Origin of the sequence: Parvimonas oralis (genome assembly GCF_047608425.1) — a bacterium.
Classification (GTDB): Bacteria; Bacillota; Clostridia; order Tissierellales; family Peptoniphilaceae; genus Parvimonas.
This window is the reverse complement of sequence record NZ_JBLKRS010000001.1, coordinates 1-24,350: the sequence shown is the minus strand read 5'-3', so window position 1 is coordinate 24,350 and position 24,350 is coordinate 1. Positions and strand designations below refer to the sequence as shown.

The 24,350-nt window shown below is 27.4% G+C and carries 25 protein-coding genes, 4 tRNA genes and 2 rRNA genes; 2 read left to right on the top strand and 29 right to left on the bottom strand.

Annotated features, from left to right (window positions below; translation table 11 throughout):
- Positions 1 to 90: 90 nt before the first annotated feature.
- The 13 genes from ACMX2D_RS00155 to ACMX2D_RS00095 all read right to left on the bottom strand — a co-directional run bounded on the left by ACMX2D_RS00155 (position 91) and on the right by ACMX2D_RS00095 (position 12,639).
- Positions 91 to 1,521, bottom strand: a complete 1,431-nt coding sequence (locus ACMX2D_RS00155) for a cytosine permease (protein WP_414972257.1) — start codon at positions 1,519 to 1,521, stop codon at positions 91 to 93.
- Positions 1,521 to 1,703, bottom strand: a complete 183-nt coding sequence (locus ACMX2D_RS00150) for a hypothetical protein (RefSeq protein ID WP_414971087.1) — start codon at positions 1,701 to 1,703, stop codon at positions 1,521 to 1,523. The genes ACMX2D_RS00155 and ACMX2D_RS00150 overlap by 1 nt, the downstream gene beginning before the upstream one ends.
- Entirely contained in the window at positions 1,696 to 3,486 is a 1,791-nt protein-coding gene (locus tag ACMX2D_RS00145) for a phosphotransferase (RefSeq protein ID WP_414972256.1), read from the bottom strand. Before ACMX2D_RS00145 ends, ACMX2D_RS00150 begins: the two co-directional genes overlap by 8 nt.
- A gap of 99 nt (positions 3,487 to 3,585) precedes the next feature.
- Positions 3,586 to 5,097 carry an oligosaccharide flippase family protein gene (locus tag ACMX2D_RS00140; protein ID WP_414972255.1) on the bottom strand — a complete coding sequence of 504 codons (1,512 nt, stop codon included), beginning with the start codon at positions 5,095 to 5,097 and terminating at the stop codon, positions 3,586 to 3,588.
- Positions 5,098 to 5,116: 19 nt separating this feature from the next.
- On the bottom strand, positions 5,117 to 5,929 hold the full coding sequence (locus ACMX2D_RS00135; protein ID WP_414972254.1) for a LicD family protein: 813 nt from the start codon (positions 5,927 to 5,929) through the stop codon (positions 5,117 to 5,119).
- A gap of 10 nt (positions 5,930 to 5,939) precedes the next feature.
- The gene (locus tag ACMX2D_RS00130) at positions 5,940 to 6,749 is read right to left on the bottom strand and encodes a LicD family protein (protein WP_414972253.1); all 810 of its coding nucleotides are present in this window, start codon (positions 6,747 to 6,749) and stop codon (positions 5,940 to 5,942) included.
- On the bottom strand, positions 6,749 to 7,726 hold the full coding sequence (locus ACMX2D_RS00125) for a glycosyltransferase family 2 protein (protein WP_414972252.1): 978 nt from the start codon (positions 7,724 to 7,726) through the stop codon (positions 6,749 to 6,751). Before ACMX2D_RS00125 ends, ACMX2D_RS00130 begins: the two co-directional genes overlap by 1 nt.
- A 116-nt stretch (positions 7,727 to 7,842) precedes the next feature.
- Complete coding sequence (gene srtB, locus ACMX2D_RS00120) at positions 7,843 to 8,640, bottom strand: class B sortase (protein WP_414972251.1); 798 nt, start codon at positions 8,638 to 8,640, stop codon at positions 7,843 to 7,845.
- Positions 8,641 to 8,643: 3 nt separating this feature from the next.
- The gene (locus tag ACMX2D_RS00115; RefSeq protein WP_414972250.1) at positions 8,644 to 9,144 is read right to left on the bottom strand and encodes a dihydrofolate reductase; all 501 of its coding nucleotides are present in this window, start codon (positions 9,142 to 9,144) and stop codon (positions 8,644 to 8,646) included.
- Positions 9,145 to 9,383: 239 nt separating this feature from the next.
- Positions 9,384 to 10,061 carry a TIGR03943 family putative permease subunit gene (locus ACMX2D_RS00110; RefSeq protein ID WP_414972249.1) on the bottom strand — a complete coding sequence of 226 codons (678 nt, stop codon included), beginning with the start codon at positions 10,059 to 10,061 and terminating at the stop codon, positions 9,384 to 9,386.
- Complete coding sequence (locus ACMX2D_RS00105) at positions 10,054 to 10,872, bottom strand: metal ABC transporter permease (protein WP_009448099.1); 819 nt, start codon at positions 10,870 to 10,872, stop codon at positions 10,054 to 10,056. Before ACMX2D_RS00105 ends, ACMX2D_RS00110 begins: the two co-directional genes overlap by 8 nt.
- A complete protein-coding gene (locus tag ACMX2D_RS00100) occupies positions 10,865 to 11,536 on the bottom strand; it encodes a metal ABC transporter ATP-binding protein (protein ID WP_414972248.1) in 672 nt (223 codons plus the stop codon). The genes ACMX2D_RS00105 and ACMX2D_RS00100 overlap by 8 nt, the downstream gene beginning before the upstream one ends.
- Positions 11,536 to 12,639 (bottom strand): metal ABC transporter substrate-binding protein, encoded by a 1,104-nt coding sequence (locus ACMX2D_RS00095; protein WP_414972246.1) that lies wholly within the window; start codon positions 12,637 to 12,639, stop codon positions 11,536 to 11,538. Before ACMX2D_RS00095 ends, ACMX2D_RS00100 begins: the two co-directional genes overlap by 1 nt.
- 214 nt (positions 12,640 to 12,853) lie before the next feature.
- Between ACMX2D_RS00095 and ACMX2D_RS00090 the strand changes: the two genes are divergently transcribed.
- Complete coding sequence (locus ACMX2D_RS00090; protein WP_414972245.1) at positions 12,854 to 13,633, top strand: hypothetical protein; 780 nt, start codon at positions 12,854 to 12,856, stop codon at positions 13,631 to 13,633.
- A gap of 20 nt (positions 13,634 to 13,653) precedes the next feature.
- Complete coding sequence (locus ACMX2D_RS00085) at positions 13,654 to 15,135, top strand: nicotinate phosphoribosyltransferase (RefSeq protein WP_414972243.1); 1,482 nt, start codon at positions 13,654 to 13,656, stop codon at positions 15,133 to 15,135.
- Positions 15,136 to 15,200: 65 nt separating this feature from the next.
- Here the strand turns inward: ACMX2D_RS00085 and ACMX2D_RS00080 are convergent, their stop codons facing one another.
- The 16 genes from ACMX2D_RS00080 to ACMX2D_RS00005 all read right to left on the bottom strand — a co-directional run.
- Positions 15,201 to 16,901 (bottom strand): hypothetical protein, encoded by a 1,701-nt coding sequence (locus ACMX2D_RS00080; RefSeq protein ID WP_414972242.1) that lies wholly within the window; start codon positions 16,899 to 16,901, stop codon positions 15,201 to 15,203.
- Positions 16,888 to 17,619: an ABC transporter ATP-binding protein gene (locus ACMX2D_RS00075; protein WP_414972241.1), complete on the bottom strand. Its 732-nt coding sequence runs from the start codon at positions 17,617 to 17,619 to the stop codon at positions 16,888 to 16,890. Before ACMX2D_RS00075 ends, ACMX2D_RS00080 begins: the two co-directional genes overlap by 14 nt.
- Before the next feature lie 99 nt (positions 17,620 to 17,718).
- Entirely contained in the window at positions 17,719 to 18,153 is a 435-nt protein-coding gene (locus ACMX2D_RS00070; protein ID WP_414972240.1) for a DUF5301 domain-containing protein, read from the bottom strand.
- 3 nt (positions 18,154 to 18,156) lie between these two features.
- Entirely contained in the window at positions 18,157 to 18,882 is a 726-nt protein-coding gene (locus tag ACMX2D_RS00065) for a DNA/RNA non-specific endonuclease (protein ID WP_414972239.1), read from the bottom strand.
- A complete protein-coding gene (locus ACMX2D_RS00060; RefSeq protein WP_414972238.1) occupies positions 18,875 to 19,294 on the bottom strand; it encodes a hypothetical protein in 420 nt (139 codons plus the stop codon). The genes ACMX2D_RS00065 and ACMX2D_RS00060 overlap by 8 nt, the downstream gene beginning before the upstream one ends.
- Entirely contained in the window at positions 19,295 to 19,759 is a 465-nt protein-coding gene (tadA, locus tag ACMX2D_RS00055; protein ID WP_414972237.1) for a tRNA adenosine(34) deaminase TadA, read from the bottom strand. It abuts the gene before it with no gap.
- Complete coding sequence (locus ACMX2D_RS00050; protein ID WP_009448409.1) at positions 19,752 to 20,261, bottom strand: nucleoside-triphosphatase; 510 nt, start codon at positions 20,259 to 20,261, stop codon at positions 19,752 to 19,754. Before ACMX2D_RS00050 ends, tadA begins: the two co-directional genes overlap by 8 nt.
- Complete coding sequence (gene truA / locus ACMX2D_RS00045; protein ID WP_414972236.1) at positions 20,248 to 20,991, bottom strand: tRNA pseudouridine(38-40) synthase TruA; 744 nt, start codon at positions 20,989 to 20,991, stop codon at positions 20,248 to 20,250. The genes ACMX2D_RS00050 and truA overlap by 14 nt, the downstream gene beginning before the upstream one ends.
- A gap of 132 nt (positions 20,992 to 21,123) precedes the next feature.
- Entirely contained in the window at positions 21,124 to 22,668 is a 1,545-nt protein-coding gene (gene cls, locus ACMX2D_RS00040; RefSeq protein ID WP_414971110.1) for a cardiolipin synthase, read from the bottom strand.
- Positions 22,669 to 22,746: 78 nt separating this feature from the next.
- Positions 22,747 to 22,821: transfer RNA gene (locus ACMX2D_RS00035), tRNA-Arg, on the bottom strand.
- A gap of 14 nt (positions 22,822 to 22,835) precedes the next feature.
- Positions 22,836 to 23,477, bottom strand: coding sequence for an epoxyqueuosine reductase QueH (locus ACMX2D_RS00030; protein WP_414972235.1), 642 nt, complete (start codon positions 23,475 to 23,477; stop codon positions 22,836 to 22,838).
- Positions 23,478 to 23,612: 135 nt separating this feature from the next.
- Positions 23,613 to 23,689: transfer RNA gene (locus ACMX2D_RS00025), tRNA-Met, on the bottom strand.
- A gap of 15 nt (positions 23,690 to 23,704) precedes the next feature.
- Positions 23,705 to 23,793 (bottom strand) — tRNA-Leu (locus ACMX2D_RS00020).
- 5 nt (positions 23,794 to 23,798) lie between these two features.
- Positions 23,799 to 23,873: transfer RNA gene (locus ACMX2D_RS00015), tRNA-Asn, on the bottom strand.
- Positions 23,874 to 23,989 (bottom strand): 5S ribosomal RNA (gene rrf / locus ACMX2D_RS00010). It lies immediately after the preceding tRNA gene.
- 250 nt (positions 23,990 to 24,239) lie between these two features.
- Positions 24,240 to 24,350, bottom strand: a 23S ribosomal RNA gene (locus ACMX2D_RS00005); the annotation flags it as partial.

The following is a 24,350-nucleotide window of genomic DNA, read 5'->3' as shown; positions in this document are numbered from 1 at the left end:
AACAATACTTTTTTTCAATAACAACAACTATTGAATACCCAAAAAACCGACAAAAAAGACAACTTTTTTTACAGTTGTCTTTAAAATATTCTATAGTATTTCCAAATCATTTCTATCTTTTAACATATAACATTTTAAAGGAGTTAAACTTGCAATCCAATATAAAAGTCCTCCAAAAATTGCCGTAAAACCACTACCTGTTGTAACTAAGAACAGATTGCTTTTAATCATTCCTGTCATTGGATTATAAACGAATAACATTGCTAATGCAAAAGTTATTATCACAACTCCAAGACCCACCAAGTTAAATCCGTTTGTAAACTTATATGCATCGTGCCCCTTAATAAAAAAGGCGGATTTTAGAGATAACATTCTTTTCCTTACAATTAAATAATCTACAACTATCATTCCAATTATAGGTCCTTGAATATATGCAGCCAATGAAATAAATGAACCGAAATATTCTTCAACTCCGCCCCAAATAGTCAATCCGCTAACATAAATCATGGCTATAATAACTAATTTTTTGTAGCTAAGTTTAGGCATACCGCTCTTTATTATCATACAATTTACATAAGAACCTGTTCCCTGTGTTCCAATATTAGCAAAAGCAACTAAAAGTAAACTTAATAATGCAAATCCGGGAGTTGCCAAAGTAGATAACATTTTTGTAGGATCACTTTCATATACACCTGTTCTTACAAACATCGCCAACGCCATAACCCCTCCTGTAGCTACGAAGAAAGGTGCTACAGCTCCATAGGATAAACTTGTTGCCCAATATCCGCTTTTTTCAGATTTTGCAAGTCTTGGCAGTACAAGAGCCTGTGTTGACCAAGAAAACGCAAATGCAATATTTCCTTCTGCAGATAACATAAAGTTTTGTAATTTTGTAGTTCCTTCGGCTAAAACAGGTTTAACTTTTAATATATCAGAAAGAGGAACTGCAAAAAGACAAATCGCAACTATTATAACTCCAACTATAAGCAAAGCCATAACTAAAAATCTGTTTGTCCACTTAATAACCTCAGGACCTCCAAGCGCAATTAAAGTTCCAAGAACAACACATACCGTTCCAAGTAACGGTTTAAAAATTACAGGATTTAATTCAACACCAAAACTTAATGCAAGATTAATCATAGATGATGCAAAGAGATTTGCCGCAACCGCATACCAACCGAAGTTGGCAAAACTTATAACTGTCGATAAAATTGCAACACCTTTTTCTCCTAAAACACTTCTCAACCATATCCACAAATCTATTCCATAACGCACAGCAAACAAAACCGGTAAACATTCTATCATAACAAATATTAGATTAAAACAGAAAATATTTATAATCATCTGTTTGAATCCTAAAAATTGTGCAACATAAGCTCCTTGCGTATAACACCAAGTTGCAATTGCAAAACCGCTTGTAGTTAAAAATAAATCTAAGAAAGAATACTTTCTTTCCGAATTCATCATAGGAACAACTCCTGTTACCGTCTCCTGTTGAATATAATTTAATTTTCCACTCATTATTCAATTACTCCTATCATGCATAATATAACTAAAAATATAGAAATTATTACAATTCCCCAAATAAGAATCCAATCTGTTTTCGTAATTTTTTTAGGAAATTCATAATCTTCTTTAGACATTATTTCTAATCTTTTTTCTGTTTCTTCATAAATAATTTTTTCAATAGATAGATTATTCATCACTTTCTCCTTGTTCATATAATTTCAAAGCATAGTCAGCATATTCTTTAGTATGGTTATACCAAATATATAAATATTCACCAATGCTCTTTCCTTGAATTTCTTGATTAATTGCCCATAAGAACCAATAAAATGAGCTTACTGCGACATAGGCAATATAATGTCTTAATTCTTCAACTGATGGATTTCCGTCAAAATATTCTTTTATTACATCCATAGCCTCATCAAAAGAGTATGTTGAGCAAGTAATAAAACAACCAATATCTCCTGCGGGATCTGACATTGCAGAATATTCCCAATCAATTAAGTACATTTCATCTCTATTGTCCATTAAAAAATTCAAATCATAGCTATCGCAATGACAAAGACATTCTTTTAAACCATCTTTTTCAATAAAGGATTTTAATCTATAAATTTTATCATTCATTACATTAATATCTTCAAAATCATCACGATGTGAATTTTTTATTTTAATTTTAAAGTTTTCAATTTCATCAAAGATATTAAATTTATAATCTGTTTCTTTACCACTTGTATGCAATTTCTTAAGCATAGAGATTGCCCTTTTTACATTCTTTTTATCGTCATAATCAAGAATTTTTACATCTTCGATAAATTTCGAAATTTTCCATCCGCTATTTGCGTCCATATAAATATAAGTATCATCTAAACCTAACTCTTTTGCAATTTTCATTGAGTCAAACTCACTTTTTCTATTTATAATTAACTCTGTTCCGGGACCCGGATGTCTATAAACATACGAATTCCCATTATAACTAAATTTGAAAGAAGTGTTAGTCATTCCCATCTTTATAGGTTTAATATCCTTTATTTCTTCTTCATTACATTTTAGAACACCACAAACATTTTGAAATATTTTAGAATCCGAATTAGTAACATATTTTTCGTCAAAAAGTCTTAATTCGTCTAAAGAGTCAAATTCTTTTATGTCTTCTACATCATATTTTCTGATATACATATTATCAAGCTCTTTTAGATGACGCATATAAAAAGTTTCCCATAAATTCTCACGAACTATTGGTTCGTGATATTCTGCTTTTAACAATTTTACAAATTTATCACTAAATTCTCTATCGAAAAATACATGTCCCAACATTATCCAATCGTCTTTTCCACCAATTGTTATTCCTTTTATTCTGCCCTTTTTATCACATTCCGCAAAATATTCATCACTTTCTCCTTCTTGATAAACAGCTGAATAATATGCTCTATAAACATATTTTTCAAAAGGATTTTTTGGAAAATAATTATCTGAAGAACATATATAAGTATTTTTTAATTTTTCAGTAACCAAAATTAGAGAAGAAGTATTATTAAATCTGTAATAATCTTCATTAACTACTATATTTATGCCAAATTTTTCAGCTAAATAAAACATCTTTTCCTTCATATATCCTACAACTAAGGTAATATCTTCAATTCCTGCTTCTTTTAGTTGCAATATTTCTCTTTCAATTAATTTTTCTCCCTTAACATTTAAAAGACCTTTTGGATTCTCATAACAAAGAGGAGCAAATCTTGAACTCATTCCCGCAGCCATTATAATTGCATTATCAACTTTATATGGCTCTAATGCCACAAACCCTTTATCAGTAATATTTAAATCTTTATCTATAAATTCATTATTTTTTAATTCTTTTAAAGTTTCATTAACTTTTCCTAAAGAAAATTTTGTAATATCTGATATTTCTCTTTGGGTAAATTTTTTATTTTTATTTTTATAAAATAGATTTAAAATATCAAATTGTTGTATTGTCAGCATAAATACCTCCTTAATTAACTTGTTCATAAATTATATCATATAATAGAAAAATGAACAAGAAAAAAGTTCTAAAAATTTAATTTTAGAACTTTAAAATTATTACTCTGAATTATGATTTTTTGCTTTGAATTTATATTTTCTAACTGTGAATTTACTTTTTATTCCATCAATTGTAATAAATAAAATTTTGTCCTTTGTAATTAACATAATTATAAAATAGTATAGAACGCAAGATACAATAATGGCTAAAACTCTTATAAAAAATTGTAAATTCAATGTCAATGAATATTTTAAAATATGATTTATTCCATAAGTTATTGCAAAAAACGGAATAGAACATAATACATATTTCACATAAGATTTTAATATTCCATTTATAGAAATTATATTTCTCTTAGTTATAAAGTAAACTTGAATTATCAATACCACAATTTCAGAAAATAAAGTTGTATAGACAAAGTATTCAGGTTGAACAACTTTCAATTTAAATAAAACTATATTTAAAATTAAGTTCATAAATCCACCTATAAAATAGAATGCAGTTATATTTTTTTCATATCCCCTTACAAATAAAACTTGATTTGCAAGAAGTTGATCCAAAGCCCACATAACTATTCTAAGAGAAAACAGTTTTAAAATAAAACCAGCTTCTAAATATTTTTCACCTGCATATATCAGCATTACTTCATTGGCAACACAGCTTAATCCTATCCCCATAGGAATTACCAAGAATAAAAAAGTCTTGGCAACTTGATTTAATAATTCTGAATAATTTTTTTCATCGCTATTTCCATGATAATATGAAAGCCTTGGAATACTTACTACTATTATAGAATAAACTACGCTTGTAATAAGTTGAGCTATCGACAAAGCAAAAGTATAATATGAAACTGAAATCTTTGCATCTAGTAATGAAAGGAAAGCTCTATCTAATGCAGTATATAACATATATGAATTAGCTAAAAGCAACATTCCAATCAACGGTTTTATATGAACTAAGATATCTTGTAATTCAATTTTTACAAATTTTACTTTTCTTTTTATAAAATAAAAACTTATTAAATAATTTATAAGATTTGTAATTGATAAAATAAAAGCATAATTAACAATATCATCAGCTTTTCGTACAAATGCAAAAATCGAAACAAGCATTAGTACACGGATAAATAATGTCTTAAAAAGTATAAAACCGTAATTTTCAAAAGCCTCATTCATCCACTCTATAGTTACAAATTGTGTAAAAATCTGAATACTAAGTGCGATATATAACATATACATATTGGAATTTACATTTAAAAGCATATATCCAATATACAACATCCCAATACTCAAAGAACTAATTACATTTATAGAAAAAAGAACAGTAAAATTTTTACTTATTTCTTTCATATTATTTTTAACTCTACTTATCGAACGAATTCCATAACTATAAATTCCAAATGCAGCAAATGGAATAAACAAATTTAATATAGAATTTGCAGCGTTAAATTCCCCATAAGCCTCCTTACTCAAAATTCTAGCAAGGTATGGTCCCGTAATCAGAGGAAACAGAATATTAAAAACTCTAACTAAAATACTCGTTAAAGCATTAACCTTTATATTTTTTGCCATATCTAAAATTATTTCTCCCTTATTTTATTCTGTAAGCATCTAATAGATGTGATTTATATTCAATTTCCGCATCTGAAGGCTTTTGCATATAATCTCCATAAAATTGAGTTAAAATCTTATCATAATTTTTAGGAGCTGGTACCATCATATCTTCAAAAGGTAATTCTATCAGCTCTTCATAAGTTCCTGTTTCAAAAACTTCCTTCATTCCTGTTTTATCAACTCCTACAGCTGCCTCATAAATACCATTATCATCAGAATATCTTTCAACAAGTTTATCAATTTTCTTTGTGAAATATCTTGGATTTACAAATGCCAACAAATACCAAAAGACAACTCTACAAAAATCTTTTATTCTGCTATCTTTATGAATTATATATTTTTTCTTTATGAAACAAATATGTTTTAAAGTTACCATCAAATGAGCTTTTTTCACAAAATTTAAGTCATTAAATTTATCAATAGGAAATATATCAACAAAAACATTACTATCTCTTCTATTTCTCTTTACACTATCTTCCAAAAGAGTATGTTTATCTATTACTACAAAAAAGTTTTGAAAATACCAATCACTATTATCCTTGGATAGAATTGTATATCTTTCATTATTTTCTTCAATAACAGCTCTTTGAAATCTCTCATAATCTTCTCTAAACATTGCAACATCAATGTCATCATCCCAAGGAATAAAGCCTTTATGTCTAACTGCTCCAAGTAAAGTTCCATAACTTACAAAATATTTTATATTATATTTTTTACAAACATAATCAATAAACTTTAAAATATTTAATTCATATTTTTTTAGCTCATCAACTGTGAGTCTTTCTTTCATCTTAATTCTCCTAATCTATATAATAAGCCTTAATTTCATGAGGATATACTCTCTTTTCAGCAGGTGGAAATTCCATATAATCCCCATAGTATTTTCTCAAAATCTCATCATATTTCTTCGGTGCAAAAAAATGACAATCTTCAAAGTCAATCTCTATCAGTTCGTCAAACGGATTATAGTCAAACACATCATCATATTTCCACTTTGAACAACCTACAACTCCTAAATACTTTCCATTTTCTTTGAAATAACTTTCAACAGCTTTTTTGATTTTTTTCGCAAAAAATCTTGGAGATGCAGGTTTTAATATTGTCCAGAAAAACAATCTTATAAAATCTTTCAGTTTGCTGTCTCCATACTGAATATTTTCTTTTTTTGAAAAAGATAGAAGTTTAAAACTTTCCAATTTATATGTTTTTTCAACTAAACTTAAATCATCAAAAAAGTCCATTGGAAAAATGTCAATAAAAATTCCTGAATTATAAGTTTTATAATTTCTTTCGTCTTCAATTTTAGTCTTTGAATTTACAATTTTAATAAAATTATTATAGTATTTGTCATCAGTTTCTAAAGACAAAATCTTATAAATTCCATCATCTTTTGAAAATAAATCTATAAACTTTTCATAGTCTTTTCTAAACATACAAATATCTATATCATCATCCCAAGGAATAAATCCCTTATGTCTTACTGCTCCAATTAATGTACCATAATTTATAAAATATTTTATATCATTTTTAACACAAAAATTATGAACATATTTTAAAATTTCAAGTTCTACGGATTTTATTTCATCCATAGAAAGATATTTTTTTTCCATTAAGCATTTACCCCTTTTTTCTTTAAATCTTTTAAAAGTAAAAATCTATATAATTTAATATTTAATTTTAGCATTAACACGGCAATTCTTCTACCTTTTCTGAAATTTTTATTTTTGTAAATTCTCCAAAAATTTTTCTTTAAAAATCCTAAAACTTCATTATATTCTGAAATATCTTTATATTTTTTACTCAATAACATTTTATCAAAAACCATAAAATGAGCGTAGGAAAGCCTGAAAAAAGCATATTCTGAAAGAGAAGGAATTTCTCTATTTATATAGTCATAAAAATTGGAATAAATCTCTATACAATTCATATTTTTTACAGTATATGGCTTTGTTGTAATGCTATTTTCTCTATGAAAATAATAATAATAAGGCTTTGTAGTTACAACATAATTTTTAGCATATTTTACAAGCTCAAACTGATAAAAAGCATCCTCATAAATTTTTCCAACTGGAAATAAAATCTTACTTGCGATTTCATAGGATATGAGTTTATTACAGATAGTTCCGGGAATTTTTTCTCCGATAAAATACTCTTTTAAAAATCTTTCTTTTCCACAACAAAAATAAATTTCTTCCTTACATTGTGGAGATTGATTGTCTGAATAGACATTATAAACTCCACAAACAGATACATCAGCATCTTCTTTTTTTATATTTTTATAAAGTTCTTCAACCATTCCCTCTGCAATGTAATCGTCAGAATCTATAAATAATACATATTTTCCAGTTGCAAACCTCATTCCATGATTTCTTGCACTTGATAATCCGCCATTTTCTTTAGTATAAAGTTTTGCTCTGTTTTCACTTTGAACAAATTCTCTACATATATTTTCACTATTGTCTGTCGCTCCATCATTTACTATTATAATCTCTATATTCTTATATGTTTGATTTGCAATTGACTCCAAACATTTTTTTACATATTTTTCTACATTATATACAGGTACAATAATACTTATCTTGTCCATAATTCTCCTTTATATTAAGACCAAAAACTCTAATGTCAATACAAATTATACTATAAATCCTTAAAATTTACAATTTTTCACAAAAAACAAAGGAGATGTAAAATCTCCTTAAAAATTTACTTCTCTTTTAATTTTGCAAACAAAATTCTTCTCGCAGTATTATCATCCGGTGTCTTACAAGTTACAAGCATTAGAAGTTTTGTATTTTCATCAATCTTATCAACTTCAGCTTTTGGAATATGTTTAGCCAATTCTTTTTTCATCGCCTTTACATCTTCATTTCTCTTTGAACTTAGTTCATAAAGTGAAGTGTCAGGATCCACCAAGTCAATTCCCAGTACTTCATATTCTAACTTTCCTTTTTCTGTATAAACATAAAATGTCTTATGACTTTCTAAAAATGATTGATCTTCAAATTTTCTTAAGTCATAAAATTTAGTTTTATCCCAAATATTATGTCCAAATATATAAGTAATTCTTTCAGAAAAATCAGCCTTATTATACATATCTAAAAATAAAGTTCCTGTTACAGGATAAGTGTTTTTCTTAAAATCTCTCCATAAATAGTAATCATTGTCTTTGCCTTGAACTAAAGGCTCATCTATATTTGTTCCCGGAATTTCAAGCCAACCTATCGAATCGGAATTTAATTTTTTTAATTCTTCCAAGTTTACAACTTTTTCGGTATTTTTTTCTTTTTCGCCTGAATTTGCCGACGGCGCCTTAAAAACAGTTTCCTTTAAACTGTTTAAATCTTTCCCTGCCTTATATGAACCATAATAATCTTTTATTATATGTCCTGCAGAATAAGCAAAGACTCCCAAACATATTACAAATAATATATTCCAAAACCATTTTTTTGCTTTATTCTGTTTTTTTCTACCCTTTTTTATATTTATATCTTCATTTTTCATATTTTAAATCCTTTCATAATTATAGAAAGTCAATTTTGGATTTTCATTTTTACCTTCATTTTTTTCAGTAATCTTCCACATACTTTCATCAATATCAGGAAAATGACTATCCGCATCTATTATTTCTTTTTCTTCATATTTTGTAATATACATTCTTGAGCAAAAACCAATTAATTGCTTATAAATACTCATTCCTCCACAAACAAAAAACTTTTCACTTGGATTTTCTTTTATGAAATTAATCAAATCTTCTATATTTTTAAATGTCATTACTCCGTCAAAAGAAAAATCACTATTTGTCAAAACAATATTTTTTCTTTTTGGGAGAGGTTTAATTTTAAAACCTTCAAAAGTTTTTCTCCCACAAATTATAGAATTTCCACAAGTTTTTTCTTTAAAAAAATTCATATCTTCTTTTAGAAAATACAATAAATTATTATCCTTACCTATTGCATTACTTTTTTCAGTAATTGCAACTATTAAATATAAATTATCTAATACCATATTTTTATCCTTTTTGTTTTTTTCTTAAATAACAACTTATTTAGAAACTTATTCATTGTTGTTATTATATCATAATCTCTTTTTGATAATTAAAATAATGTAATTATGATGAAATAATTACAGCTTTATCATAAGGCATAAATCTATAATTATTATATCATAAATTGCTTTTTATATCTAATTTTTTTGTTTTGATATTTATACCCAATTTACAAAAAAATTGGAGATATTATCCCCAATTAGTTTTGAAAATGAATTAATTTTCCTTTCGGTTCTACTTCTTTTATCTCAATTAGTTTGAGTTTGACAACTTTTCCGGATTTATATTTATCTACTATTACTTCACCAATCATTTCATACCATTTATCCTTTTCAGGATATTTTCCATCAGTAATATATTCAAATCCGATTACGCTGTCATTATAACAACAACCCGGTCCCTCTCTTAAAATAGCATAGATAACCTCTCCTGTATCTTTATCTTCAAATCTTACATTTTGCCCTGAAATTCTAACTTTTTTACCTATATATTCATCTTTATTTACATAAATATCATTTACAAGAGCCAAAAATATTCCATCGGAAATATTTATTATTCCGTCCTTTGAATCTGCATCTCTTTTTTCATTAAGTTGGTCTTTTGTAAGTTCATCTTTTTTTTCAGGTTGTTTGTATTCATTATTAGAATTATCTTGATTTTTATGTCTTTCTATTTTATAATCGTCAGGATTTTGATTTTTATCAGTTTCAGTAGATTTTTTATCTTTATCGGTTCCGGCATTTTCCGGGTCATCCTTTAAAGCACTTTTTAAATCATTTTTATTCTCTTTGTTTGTAACAAATTTATTACTGTCAGATTTTGAACAAGAACATAATAATAGACAAGATAATACTAAACTCAATATTTTTTTATTCACTTATAAACCTCCTTACTATGCAGGATAAAATAAATAAAACTAAATTAACTAATACCACACTCGCACCTGTCGGTGTAGAATAGATATATGATAGAGTTATTCCTATAAATAATGCCATTACTGAAATTATAACTGATGAAATAACTACAATTTTATAGCTTTTAAAAATTCTCATAGAAGTCATTGCAGGAAATATAATTAAACATGAAATTAACATACTTCCCATAAATTTCATTCCAATAACTATGGTAACAGAAATTAGAATTGTAACTAAAGTATTGTATAGATTTACATTTAATCCACTAGCCTTTGCAAAATCTTCATCAATAGTAATAGTATATATTTTATTATACAATAAAATATATGAAATTAAAACCACAATTCCCAATACAAAACTGATGTACATATCACTTCTTTTCATTATCAATATACTTCCGAATAAGTAATTACATACATCAACATTTAGTCCTTTGGTTACAGCAGTAAAAGTTACCCCAATAGAAACGGAAACACAGCTTAAAAGAGCAATCGCAGTATCACTACTTATATTATATTTTTCTCCATATTTTAAAAGGATAATTCCCGCTACAATTACTATCGGCATAGAAAATTCCATTGGAGAAATATCAAAAGAAAGAGCGATTGATAGAGCGGCAAAGGAAACATTTGAAAGTCCTACTCCTATCATTGCATATCTCTTTAAAACTAAAGTTATTCCAAGTAGAGCAGAGCTTATTGAAATTAAAAGTCCAACGATTATTGCCTTTACCATAAAGGGATAACTTAACATTTCTGAAATTATACTAATCAAATTTAATTTCCCCCTTTTCAAATTTTTCCAAAACATTTTCGATGACTTTATTTTCTTTTCCTAAAACCAAAGCTCTGTTTGAATATTTAAAAGCCTCTTCATCATGACTTATCATAACAATAGTAAGTCCTTCTTTATTTAGTTTTTCCAAAATATCATATAACATTTTTCTAACATTGATATCCAAAGAATTTGTAGGCTCGTCCAAAAATATAATTTTTTCAGATATACAAAGACATCTACAAAGTAAAACTCTCTGTCTTTGTCCTATGGAAAGAGAGCTTATACTCTTATCTTTAATATCCCAAATATTTAATTTTTTTAAATTCTCCTTAACTATTTCCCTATCTTTTGAAGTATAGAAAAATTTTGAATAAACGGCTCTTGAAGATAAAACAAATTCCCATATTGTTGATGGGAATTCTTTTTTTAATAAAATTTCTTGAGACATATATCCACAAATTTTAAAATTTTTCTTTATTTCTCCTGAAGAAATATTTTTTAAGCCTAAAATTCCTTTCATTAGAGTAGATTTTCCTACTCCATTTTTTCCTAAGATGAGGAAGAAATCTCCCTCATCAACGGAAAAACTTAAATTATCAATTATTTTATTATTTTTGTAAAAAATTTCTAAATTTTCACAAACTAAAATTTTTTCTCTCATTAATTAAGTCCTTCTCTTAATGCTTCAACATTCTTTTTCATAAGATCTATATAAGTTATACCCTTATCAAACTCATCCTTAGTTACAGTATGAATTGAATGTAAAAGTTTAACCTTTGCTCCGGAATCTTTTGCAACAGTTTCAGCCATTTCACCTTTACCCATTTCGATACGATATACTACCGGAATTTTATTTTCTTTTATATAATCAACCATTTGTTTTATTTGTCCTGCACTTGCTGTTGCCTCAACACTACAAGCTGAAAATAGCGCTCTATATTCTAAGCCTAAGTCAGCAAATAAATATCTAAAAGGAAATCTATCTGCAATAACAACTTTTTTAGTCTTTGCTTTATCTACAACATCGTGTAATTCTTTATCAACATCTTCAAGTTGCTTGATATAATTTTTAGCATTTTCTTTATAAAACTCAGCATTAGCAGGATCTTTTTCAACCAATGCATCAGTTATACTTTTCGCCATTAAAATCGCATTTTTAGGTGATGTCCAATAATGTGGATCCAATTCTTTTTCATGATGCTTATCATGTTCTTCTTTTTCTTCTTTTTCGTTATGCTTATGATTATGATTCTTTTCATCTTTATGACTATGTTTTTCTTCATCTTTATGATTGTGTTTCTCTTCTTTTTCGTGTTCATGGTCGTGGTCATGCTCTTTTTCATCATGATTATGTTCATGTTTCATTCCATCAACTGTTTCTTCTTCAAGCTGTTTAATACCGTCAACCAACTTAACGACTTTTTTATTTTTCATATCTATACTTTTAGTCAAAGTTTCAACCCATTTATCATGATCTGTTCCACCATAGATAAACATATCAGCATTTTCAACTGTTTTTATATCTTGTGGAGTCGGATTAAATGAATGAACATCAACTCCCGGTTTTACCATCAATTCCAAATCAATTTTATCCTTTGCAATTGCTCTTGTTATATCATATTCAGGAAAAATTGTAGTTACAACCTTTAATTTACTCTTTGTATTCTCTCCATTATCTTTTTTTTCGGTTTTCGCAGTACAACCTGTAATCAACACAGTTCCTGCCAAAATTAAACCAAAAACTTTTTTTGAAATATTTTTCATATAGTACCCCCATTTGAGAAATTTTTAAAATTAAAATTTCATTAGAATAATTCTAATTATTAATATTGTATCACAAAAATAAAAAATAATCCATAAATAAGAATAGTTTTTATTTCCATTTGATGTAAATGTGATATAATATAAATAAATAGAAAAAAATTATTAAAAGTGTTATAATAGAAATTGTTATAATAAATAAATTTAAGGGGGATTTATGAAAACTTTATTTGAAAAGCAACATATGAAATTTACTCGGAAAGACGGAAGTGTTTTAACTGTAAGAAAAGATGGAGTATCTTATGAAGATGCAAAAAAAGAAAAGAAGAGTTTTGATATTTCATTTGATAAAATTTCCTATATAATAGCACTTAGCTATTGTAATTCTAATTCAAATTATAATTTATTATTTGAAAAGAAAGATAAGTCAGCTCCGATTGATTTTACATCAGACACTACAATTATAAATGATTGTCATAATATTTTAGAAACTAAGTCTATACTTCTAGCTCATGCTGCATACAAACTTACAAAAGATTTTCCAAATAATCTTGATACTTTGGATATAGATTTAGCTCGTAGTTTGAGAGAAAAAGCTATTCGTATTTCTAATGGTGTTATCTCCGGAGCAAAGCATAGCATAAATATTAATGAAATTCGTAGAGTACAATGTGCATCAAATGGTACAATTTCAAACCTTTTAATATACAAAAAGGAGAAAAAAACATTCTGGAATATTCCTGATATGAGAATTCCTTGTAACGAAATTACTTTACCTCTAATTGAGGCAATTGTTACAAGAAATACCGGAAATGGAATTGATTTTTCTTGGGGAAACGGTTTTGATCAAAAAAATAGTCTATATATTATTATTCGTTATATGGATTCCAACTTTTTTGTAAATAGTGAAGGTAATTTTGATACAGAATGGCAAAAACAAATACATGATAGAATTTTTATTCTTGATCATGACCTTGAATATTTATTAAATAAATAGAATTTCTATGGAGGTTTTTTATGAACAGAAATTTTAATGAATTCAATATTTCTATTCTTTCAGATTTTTATGAATACACTATGGCTCAAGGATATTTTAATGAAAATATGGATGATAAAATTACATATTTTGATATTTTTTATAGAAATAATCCTGACAACGCAAGTTATGCGATTTTTTCGGGTTTAGAACATTTAACTGAAATTCTTAATTCAATGAAATTCAATAAGGAAGATATAGAATATTTTAAATCTTTGAATACTTTTGATGATAAGTTTTTAAATTTTTTAGAAAACTTTAAGTTTGAATGCGATATTTGGTCAGTTCCTGAAGGAAGTGTAATCTTCCCTAATGAACCTATAATGACTGTAAGAGGACCTGCTGTTCAAGCACAATTAATAGAAACAATAGCTCTATTGATAATAAATCACGAAAGTTTAATCGCAACAAAGTCAAATAGAATTAAAAGAGCAGCAAAAGGTAGAGCTGTTATGGAATTCGGTGCAAGACGTGCACAAGGAATTGATGCTTCCGTATATGGAGCAAAGGCTTCATATATTGCAGGTATTGATGGTACTTCAAATGTTTTAACAGGAAAATTATTTAATATTCCGGTTCTTGGAACAATGGCTCACTCTTGGGTACAAATGTTTGATACTGAATTGGATGCTTTTAAAGCCTTTGCAAAATCTTTCCCAAATAATTGTGTATTACTTGTCGATACCTATAATACCTTACAATCAGGTGTGCCAAATGCAATAAAGACTTTTGATGAAGTTCTTAAACCCATGGGAATAAGACCAAAAGGAATCAGACTTGACAGTGGAGATTTGGCATATCTTTCTAAACAAGCTAGAAAAATGTTGGATGATGCAGGATATGAAGATGCACAAATAGTAGTTTCAAACTCACTTGATGAATATACTATTAGAGATTTATTACATCAAGGAGCGGAAATTAATTCCTTTGGAATCGGAGAAAGACTTATAACTTCAAAAACTCATCCAGTCTTTGGTGGAGTTTATAAATTAGTAGCAATAGAAGAAGACGGAAAGATTATTCCAAAGATAAAAGTCTCAGAAAATGTTGATAAAATTACAACACCCGGAGTTAAAAATCTATATAGAATATATGATAGAAAAACAAATAAAGCAGAAGCTGATTTGATTACATTATTTGATGAAAAAATTGATGAAAGTAAACCTATTTCAATTTTCCACCCTATTTACACTTGGAAGACAACTACTTACGATGATTATATCCTAAGACCTATGTTAAAACAAATTTTCAAAAACGGAGAATTAATTTACAAACTTCCGGATATTGAAGAAATAAGAAAATATTGTGCGAGTGAAGTTGAAAGTCTTTGGGATGAATTTAAAAGATTTGATAATCCTCATATTTATAAGGTTGATCTTTCCAAAGATTTATGGGAACTAAAGAATAATTTACTAAAAGAAACAGTTAAAATATCTAAAAAGTCAAAAAAACAGAGCGATTAAATCACTCTGTTTTTTTATATAAAATTTAATTCTAATCCTATCGTGAATTATCATGAAATTTTTATTTATAATCTCTTTAATAATCTCCTAAATAATTTTCTGTCTATCAAATAAGATATTATTGCTGTCAACAAAATTATAATCACATCCGCTAAAACAATATATGGTACATCGTAGTTCCATTTAAACATCTTAATAGTTGTAAAAATGATTAATCCGTATAAGCCATAATTAATTAAAATAGAAACAAATACATTCATTCCGCCTGCACCACCATTTAATGCTTCTTTTGGTGTTTTCCAATCAAAATATGGATTAATCAGTCCTAAAATCATATTTAAACTTCCACTTGTAAATAAAGTTAAAAACATTCCAAATATAACGGCAACATATACAAGAGGATTGAAAATATATAAAATCATTGACAATGCTATAATTATTAAAGCAGAAATAAAATGTAATACTTGGCAAGCAAAAATTCTTGAGATTATATGTGTATTAATTCCTATCGGTGCAGTAGCTATTACCCAAAAAGATTTTCCTTCTCTGGAAACAGAACTTGTTGTAAGTGAAGAAAGTCCACAAAAAAGTCCTAAACCTGCTCCTACTCCAAATCCGGCAATAAGTAAATAACCTATTGATGTAGTAGATACTAAATAATTAATAGCAAATGTTAATTGTGATTTGAACTTTAGTCCATAATATACAGCAATACCGCCTCCAATTAGAACCATTAAGTCTATCATAATTACCTGCATAAAATATGTCGGCGTTGTTATAATTTCGTTAAATTCTTTTTTGAATAAAACAACTAATTTATATTGTCTTGAATGAGCAACACCTTGTTTTTTTCTCTTTTCAATAACTGCTTTACTTTCTTTTGAAACTACATTTACACTTCTTAAAATTTCAAGATAATTTCTATCTGCAAAATATTTCAATAAGAATGAAAGGACTATACAAATAATTAAGCCTATTCCTAAATTTGTAATAGATATAATGATACTATCAGAAATCAATATTTTCTTCATCCAAACTACAAAGAAAAATATTGATGAAAGCTTTTTGTCAAAATCTACAACAATTTTTCCTAAGTTGATTCCTAAAGCAGGATTTGAAGCAGCTTGAGTAAATATCATATATACTACAAATAATCCTATTGTAAATAATCCGTAAATCAATTTTAGAAATCTGTTGAATATCTTACTTGTTCTAAGCAATTTACCAAAAATTAATATTATAACTCCTGTTAATAAGATTGCCTCCAAATTAAGTAATATTAGACCTAAAAAAGTAAAAATATAAAAATCTATTCCCTTTCCAAGTGTATATCCTGTTACTCCAAATGCAATAACAAAAATCAAAAAGAAAGATATGAAAAATGTTATTGCTAGAGAGTATATTCTAGATAAAAATATATCACTACCGGATATTGGTAAAGATAATAATATTTCTGTTTCATTGTTTTTTTCTATAAAAACAAACGCCGTTGCTAAAGATAAAAATAATGTTACTATAAATATACCTACAGAAAAAGTAGTTAAGGTCGCTTTTCCAAATTCAGTTTGAAAATTGTTAGCAAGGAATTTTCCAAGTTTAGGAGCTCCCCATATAAACATTATAGCAAAGAAAATAATCCCCATTGCACCTTGAAAACTTGCTGCCCTTTTTCCTTTGGTTTTTATATTTTGTCTTATAGATAAAATTGCAAAAAAATCAATTGAAACAAAATATTTTATTAAAGTCCATAATTTAGATTTTTTCATTGTCTGTCAACTCCAAGAATATTTTTTCTAAATCTTCATTTGAATGTTCTTCTGTTTTCAATTCAGATAATTTACCACAAAATGCAATTTTTCCTTTATTTATTATAACTAATTTATCACAAATTTTTTCTGCAACTTCCATAACATGTGTTGAAAAAATTACAGTATTTCCGCTATCTGCAAATTCTCTTAAAATATTTTTTAAATTAAAGGATGTCTTTACATCCAATCCAACCATTGGTTCATCAAGAATTAAAACCTTAGGAGAAGTAATCAACGCTCCAATCAAAACTAATTTTTGACGCATACCGTGAGAATAGCTGTCTATAGTACTGTAAATTGCATCTCCTAAAGCTAATTTCTGATTATACTCTTCAATTTTTTCTTTTCTAATTTTTTCATCTATCCCATAAATATCAGCAATAAAGTTCAAATATTTTATTCCTGTCATCTTAGTATAAATATCCGGATTATCAGGAACATAACTAATCATTTCCTTAACCTTTATAGAATTTTCTAGAGTATCAACTCCATTAACTGTGATTTTCCCTTCAGTTTGTTCCAAAATTCCAACCATCATCTTTAGACTTGTACTCTTACCGGCTCCGTTAGGTCCTAGAAATCCAAAAATTTCTCCCTCTTCAATAGTAAAGCTGACATTATCTACGGCTTTTACACCTTTAGAAAAAACTTTTGATACATTTTTAAACTCAATCATTCTATAATACCTCCTTATCAAATATTAAAAAGTTTTAATTGTAATAATTGAAAACTTTTCCAAATTAATTTTATCACATTTTTAGACAAAAAATCAACATTAATTATTTAACCAATTTATCTTATTTACTTTATCTTTTTTTATTCTAAATACTCCTGTATATGGTTGTTCAAAATAATAATATTTATCTTCACTATAATCATTGAATTTATAAATATACATTATTGATGGGCTATTTTTAGCTTCTTTATGATAAAAACTTACTTTAAAATATTTATCAATATTTGTAGGTTCGTCTGAAATAGATTCTTTTTTAGTCTTTGTAGCTGACGATACAGTATCTATAAAATTCTTTATATCATCATCTTTTTCAATCTTTATTACTTCTTTTTCATTTTTTGTTTTTTTGTCAACTTCAATTACTTTAATATACTCTAAATCTTTAGATTTTGGAAGTGAAATTTTTTGATTTCCACAAGAAGATAACAATAATAAAAATATCATAAAAATTGAATATTTTTTAAAATTTTTCATAATTTACTTTCTCCTTGAATTTCCTGTTTTATAATCTATTTCTATATTTGGCTGAACATTAAAACAATATACATTAAATTTAATTGCTTTCCCGTTATCTTCAATAGAAATCGCTTCAATTTGAACTCCTCTTGCGACAAGTTCGTTACCTACAAAAATCGGTGTTACTCTGTATCTAACGTGGTTATTAGTTTCCTTTACATAATCTGCAACCATATTTTCAAAAGGTAACATCCCTTTAGTATTCAAATATCTTGTCCCGGTTATTAAATTTCTCTTATTTGCATTTTCTCCTGCAAGCTGAAAACCAATCAGATGGCAACGATTATATAAGTTTCCACCATCGATTCCATTATATTTTATAGATTTCCATCCTGAAGGCTTTACAGAAGAAATACTTTCTCTCTTTGAAGTTGGCATTAAATCCTTACCTATTATTGAATCTGCAACTCCACATCTCTTTAGATAGTCAAGCTCAGAATATTTTTCAAAAGATTTTGGAACTAATTCACTTTTTTCAAAATTTGGCTCATTATTATTTATTACTACATAAGGCTTTCCTTTATATTCCGGTAAATTATTTATATCAAGACCAATTATATTACTATTCTTATTCTTATTTTCAATATATCTATAAGTAAAAAATGAAATAAACAATGTTAGCACAATAAGTAACAAAGATCCAAAAATACGAATATTTTTCTTATCAATTCTTAACTTATTATTCATCTTTGTTCTCCTTTACGAATATTTTTCTCGTAATTTTATCATGGCTCTTTCCTTTAAACTCAAAGACTTCTTTTTCTTTCCAACAGTCTTTTAAAAATTCCTCAAAAACTTCATCAAAAGGATAATTTCTATTCCAAAAATAGACTATAATTTCATCTACTAATGATAAAAATTTTTCTAAAAAATCCCCTTCATATAAAAAAACAGAATTTTCTATAATTTTTGTTTTTTCATCAATAATTTCAAAATTAAATTCAAAATCCTTATATAAATCATAGCTATATTCACTTACAAAAAGTTTTGAATTTCCAATTAATTCAAAAAGATTTTTTCTCTGTAACTCATCTTGACTTTGTCTTTTATGAAAAAACCTTATTCCATTATTTTCATCTAAACAAACTACTAATTTCATTTATTTTTTCTTTTCACTCCTCAAATTTTTAAAAAATTCTTGTAAAATATCTAAACATTCATTCTCTAAAACTCCAGTTTCTATAATTGACTTATGATTAAGTTCTTGTCTATCTAAAACATTCTCTATTGAACCACAAAAACCTCTTTTTATATCCATAGCTCCAATCACAACTCTTTTTATCCTACTATTTATAATTGCTCCCGCACACATACAACATGGCTCAAGTGTTATAAAAATCTCTGTACCCTCAAGTCTAAAATCACCAAGTTTTTTTCCTGCTTTTTTAATCGCTATAATTTCTGCATGATAGATTCCGCTTTTTCTGTTCAAAACCTGATTATGTCCTCTAGCGATTATCCTATCATCTTTAACAATTACACAACCGATTGGCACTTCTCCCTTATCATACGCCTTTTTCGCCTCTTTTAAAGCGAATTTCATAAAATATTCATCTCTATTCATAAAAATTATCCAAATCAAAAATTACAAAATTTTTCAATTTATCCAAATTTTTAACTATTGGATTCCCACCTTTCTTAAGTACTGCAAAAATTCTATTTTTTTCGAAAAGAGAAAGTAATTTATTGCAATATTCATCCAAATGTAACTCCTTATTCCCTATCTCATCAAAAACTAGAATATCAGTATCTTTAAAATCTTCCATAAATTCATAACTTTTTTTTAAGAAAAATTCATCATAAAATTTCATTTCTTTTTCCCTTTCCCCAATGATAAATCTTTCTTCCGTTCCATATCTAAAAAGTTCTATTCTAAATTTATCAGTAATAACAAGCTCTGTCATAATACCGTCAATCTTTGAATTTTGGTAATATTTTTTAATAAAAGCTCTTAAAAGGGTACTTTTTCCCACCTTGATATTCCCGGTTATCAAAATATGATTTTTCCCAGTATCTACTTTTCTTAAACTTTCAACTAGAAAATCTAAATCCCTAAAATTTATCATATAAAATCTCCATTAAATAAAGACCATTTGGACTTAAAGTTATTCCCGCCCTAGTTCTGTCTTCACTATCTAAAATTTTTTCAAGCTCATCTTCTTCAATCAATCCTCTGCCAATATCGACCAGAGTTCCGACCATTATTCGAACTTGATTTCTGATAAAACTTTGTCCCTTAATCAAAAAAATCAAATCATTATTTTCTTTATATATTTCAAAGGACTTAATCTCTCTAACAGGATTAGTATTACCTGTTCTAGGTCCCATAAATGCCTTGAAGCTCTTTTTTCCAATGAAATGCTCTTTCGCCCTTTGCATCTTTTCAATATCTAAAGGATACGGAAAATTAGCCTTATAATTATAGTAAATAGGATCCATAACCTCGTCTAAATTTAAAATATATTTATATGTTTTCATTGTAGCATCAAATCTTGAATGAAAATCCTCAGAAACTTCTTTAGAATCCAAAACTCTAACCCCAATAGGTAAAAAATGATTTAAAGCTGTTTTAAAATTCAAAACTCCTACATTACTTTCAGTATGAAAATTTATTATATGTCTTAAAGAATGAACTCCTCTATCCGTTCTTCCTGCTGATATAATATTAATATTTTCTCCGGTAATTTTCTTTAGGGCATTCTCTATCTCTCCCTGAACAGTTACAACATTTTCTTGCTTTTGAAAACCAAAAAACAAACTCCCGTCATAACTAATTGTGAGCATAATATTTCTCATAAATATCTCCATTTTTATAATATTCTAGACTATTATTTTATCATAATGTTGTTAATAAATACAACTTTAAAAATATATTATATAAATTTTAAAAAATAAAAAAGAACTTTTACTAAAAAGCAAAAGTCCGTTTTACATTAATGGCGCAAATAATTTTAATAATGATTGCAAAATTCTCGTAATTAATTTTCTTGATTTTATCCATTCAGGTGTTATTTCTATAGATTCTTTTAAAGTATTTTCAAAATCTGCCTTTACATCATTTACTATTAGAGTTCCAAATGTCCAAACAGCACATTCAAAGTGAAGATAAAGACTCCTATAATCCAAATTTATACTTCCAATAACAACAAATCCATCGTCACAAAGAAAATTCTTTGCATGGATAAATCCCTTTTCAAATTCATATATCTTTACTCCATTATCAACAAGATTTTTATAAAAAGATCTTGTAAGTAAATGAACATATTTCTTATCTGGAATATGTGGTGTTATAATTCTAACATCTACCCCTGTTTTTGCAGCACTAATTAATGCTTTTTCCATTTCCCAAGTTATAATTAGATAAGGTGTTGTTATATAGATATATCTATTTGCACGTCTAATCATATTCAAATACATATTTTCACTAGTGGATTCCATAACTGGCGTTTCAGAAAAAGGAATTACAACCCCTAGTTCCTCTTTAATTGTAGAATTCTTCTGAATATCATTTCTATCGTATAAAATTGAAATATCAGTGTTTTCACCTGTTGAATAATCCCAAAGAGAAATAAACATATTTATAAATTGCCAAACCGCATGACCTTCAAGTCTTAAAACAGAATCTTTCCAATAACCATATTTTTCAATAACATTTATATATTCATCTGCAATATTTATTCCTCCTGTATAAGCTATTTTCCCATCTATAATTGTCATTTTTCTATGTGTCCTATTATTATGTTTTGGCAAAATAATACCTTTTACTTTATTAAATTCTACAACTTGTATTCCTGAATTTCTAATCTCCGCTAACTTTTTGTTAGATAAAGTCAAAATACTTCCGACATCATCAACAATAATTCTAACTTCAACACCTGTATTAACTTTTTCTTTCAAAATTTTTAAAACAGTATTTAAGAAAAAACCTTCTGAAATAATAAAATATTCCATAAAAATAAATTTTTCTGCAGATTTTAAGTCATTTAAATAATCTTCAAAACTATCTTCCCCTGAACCATAATATTTAGTTTCAGTATTAAAGAATATTGGACTGCCAGTTGCACTGTTGATATATTTAGCCTGTCTATAGACATTCATATCGGAATCATTTAAGTTTTCTACATCATAGTCTTTTGACAAATCCATAGAATCTTTAAATTTGATAGAAAAACCATAAAGTCTCTTTTTTACAGATTTTAAAAGCCTTTTTTCTCCAAAAGTCAGATAAATTATTCCACCTAAAAATGGAATAACTACTACAATTAATATCCATGCTATTTTAAAAGCTGGATTAATATTATCATTTATAATTATAAATGTAAAAATCATTCCAACAATTAAGTTTAAACTGTATAAATAAATAAAATATCTATTAAAATATATCAAAAATACTGTTAAAAATAATAGTTGAATTAAGACCATACAAAATATGAAAAAAATCCTACTAAAAATAAAATTAAAAAAATTTTTCATTCTTTCTCCTAAATAAATATTTATATATTATTCTACTATATTTTTATAAAGAAAAAGTACATTAATAAATGTACTTTTTGGCGTTCTTGGCGGGAATCGAACCCACAACGGTCCCTTAGGAGGGGACTGTTATATCCATTTAACTACAAGAACATAAGAAAAGAAGGCTATGAGCTTTCTTTTAACTTTTTAAATTCTTCTCTTTCCAACTTAGAAAAAATACATCCACAGTAATCTTGTCTATACATCCCAAACATCAAAGAAAGTTCAACACTTCTTTTATATCCATTTCTCTTTTTAAAATCAGATGGAAGATGTTTTACTCCAATTTCTTCGGCAATTTTTTGACCAATTTCATTTAAAATTTGTGAATTTTTATGTGGACTTATTGTTAAAGTTGTCGTAAAATAGTCAAATTTTTCAGATTTTGCTAATAATGCAGCTTCTCTTAATCGTAATTCATAACAATTATGGCAACGAATGGAACCTTCTTTCATTTTTTCCATCCCTTTTACAATTTTATAAAATCTGTCAACATCATACTTACCTACAAGCATATTTATTGGATATTTTCCATTAATTTTTTCAATCAATTTTCTTTGCTCTTCAACCCTGAAAAAATATTCTTCCTTAGGATATATGTTAGGATTATAATAGAAAATTGTAATTCTAAAATAATTAGACAAATACTCAAGACAATAACTGCTACAAGGTCCACAACATGAATGTAGTAAAAGAGTTGGTGCATAATTATTTTTTTCATTTTCTTTTATTATATTGTCTAACAATAATTGATAATTCTCTTTCATATTTGCCTCCTTACCGTTTTATTTTAACACAAATATGCTTTAAAATCAAATCTTGAGCAATTATAGTATATAAAATATTTATTAAGTTTAAGCCAATTTAAACACAAAAAAAGAATAATCTTTCGATTATTCTTATGGTTGCGGGAGCAGGATTTGAACCTACGACCTTCGGGTTATGAGCCCGACGAGCTACCAAACTGCTCCATCCCGCGATATAAAAAAACAACTGGTGCCGAGGACCGGAATCGAACCGGTACGATGAGTTAACATCGCAGGATTTTAAGTCCTGTGCGTCTGCCAGTTCCGCCACCCCGGCACAATTGGCTCCCAGGGTGGGGCTCGAACCCACAACCTACCGGTTAACAGCCGGGTGCTCCACCATTGAGCTACCTAGGAGTTTGGCTGTTTTCTATTCTCCCAATACGAGATGTACTAGTACCTTCGACGTTTAAGAGCTTAACTTCTGTGTTCGAGATGGGAACAGGTGTATCCTCCTAGCCATCACAGCCATACTTATTTATTTACTTTTCTTTGCCGTTAAGCTCTGAGCTTTCACTGTCGAAACTTACCATTTGTTTCACAAATGGAGTTTCTTAGCATCTGACCTACGACGCAATCTCAGATTGCTGTTAGGTCATGAACTTCTGTGTTCGAGATGGGAACAGAGTAGCCTCTTAAGCCTTACAGCCATACTTGTTTACTTTTCTTCTTCTTTTCAATATATTTCTGTTTAATACCCTTCCAACTAAAGAGTATATATTTCTGGTCAAGCTTTCGATTTATTAGTATCAGTTAGCTTTGATGTTGCCACCTTTACACCTCTGACCTATCTACGACATTTTCTGTATCGAATCTCTCTTGCATTTCTGCAAC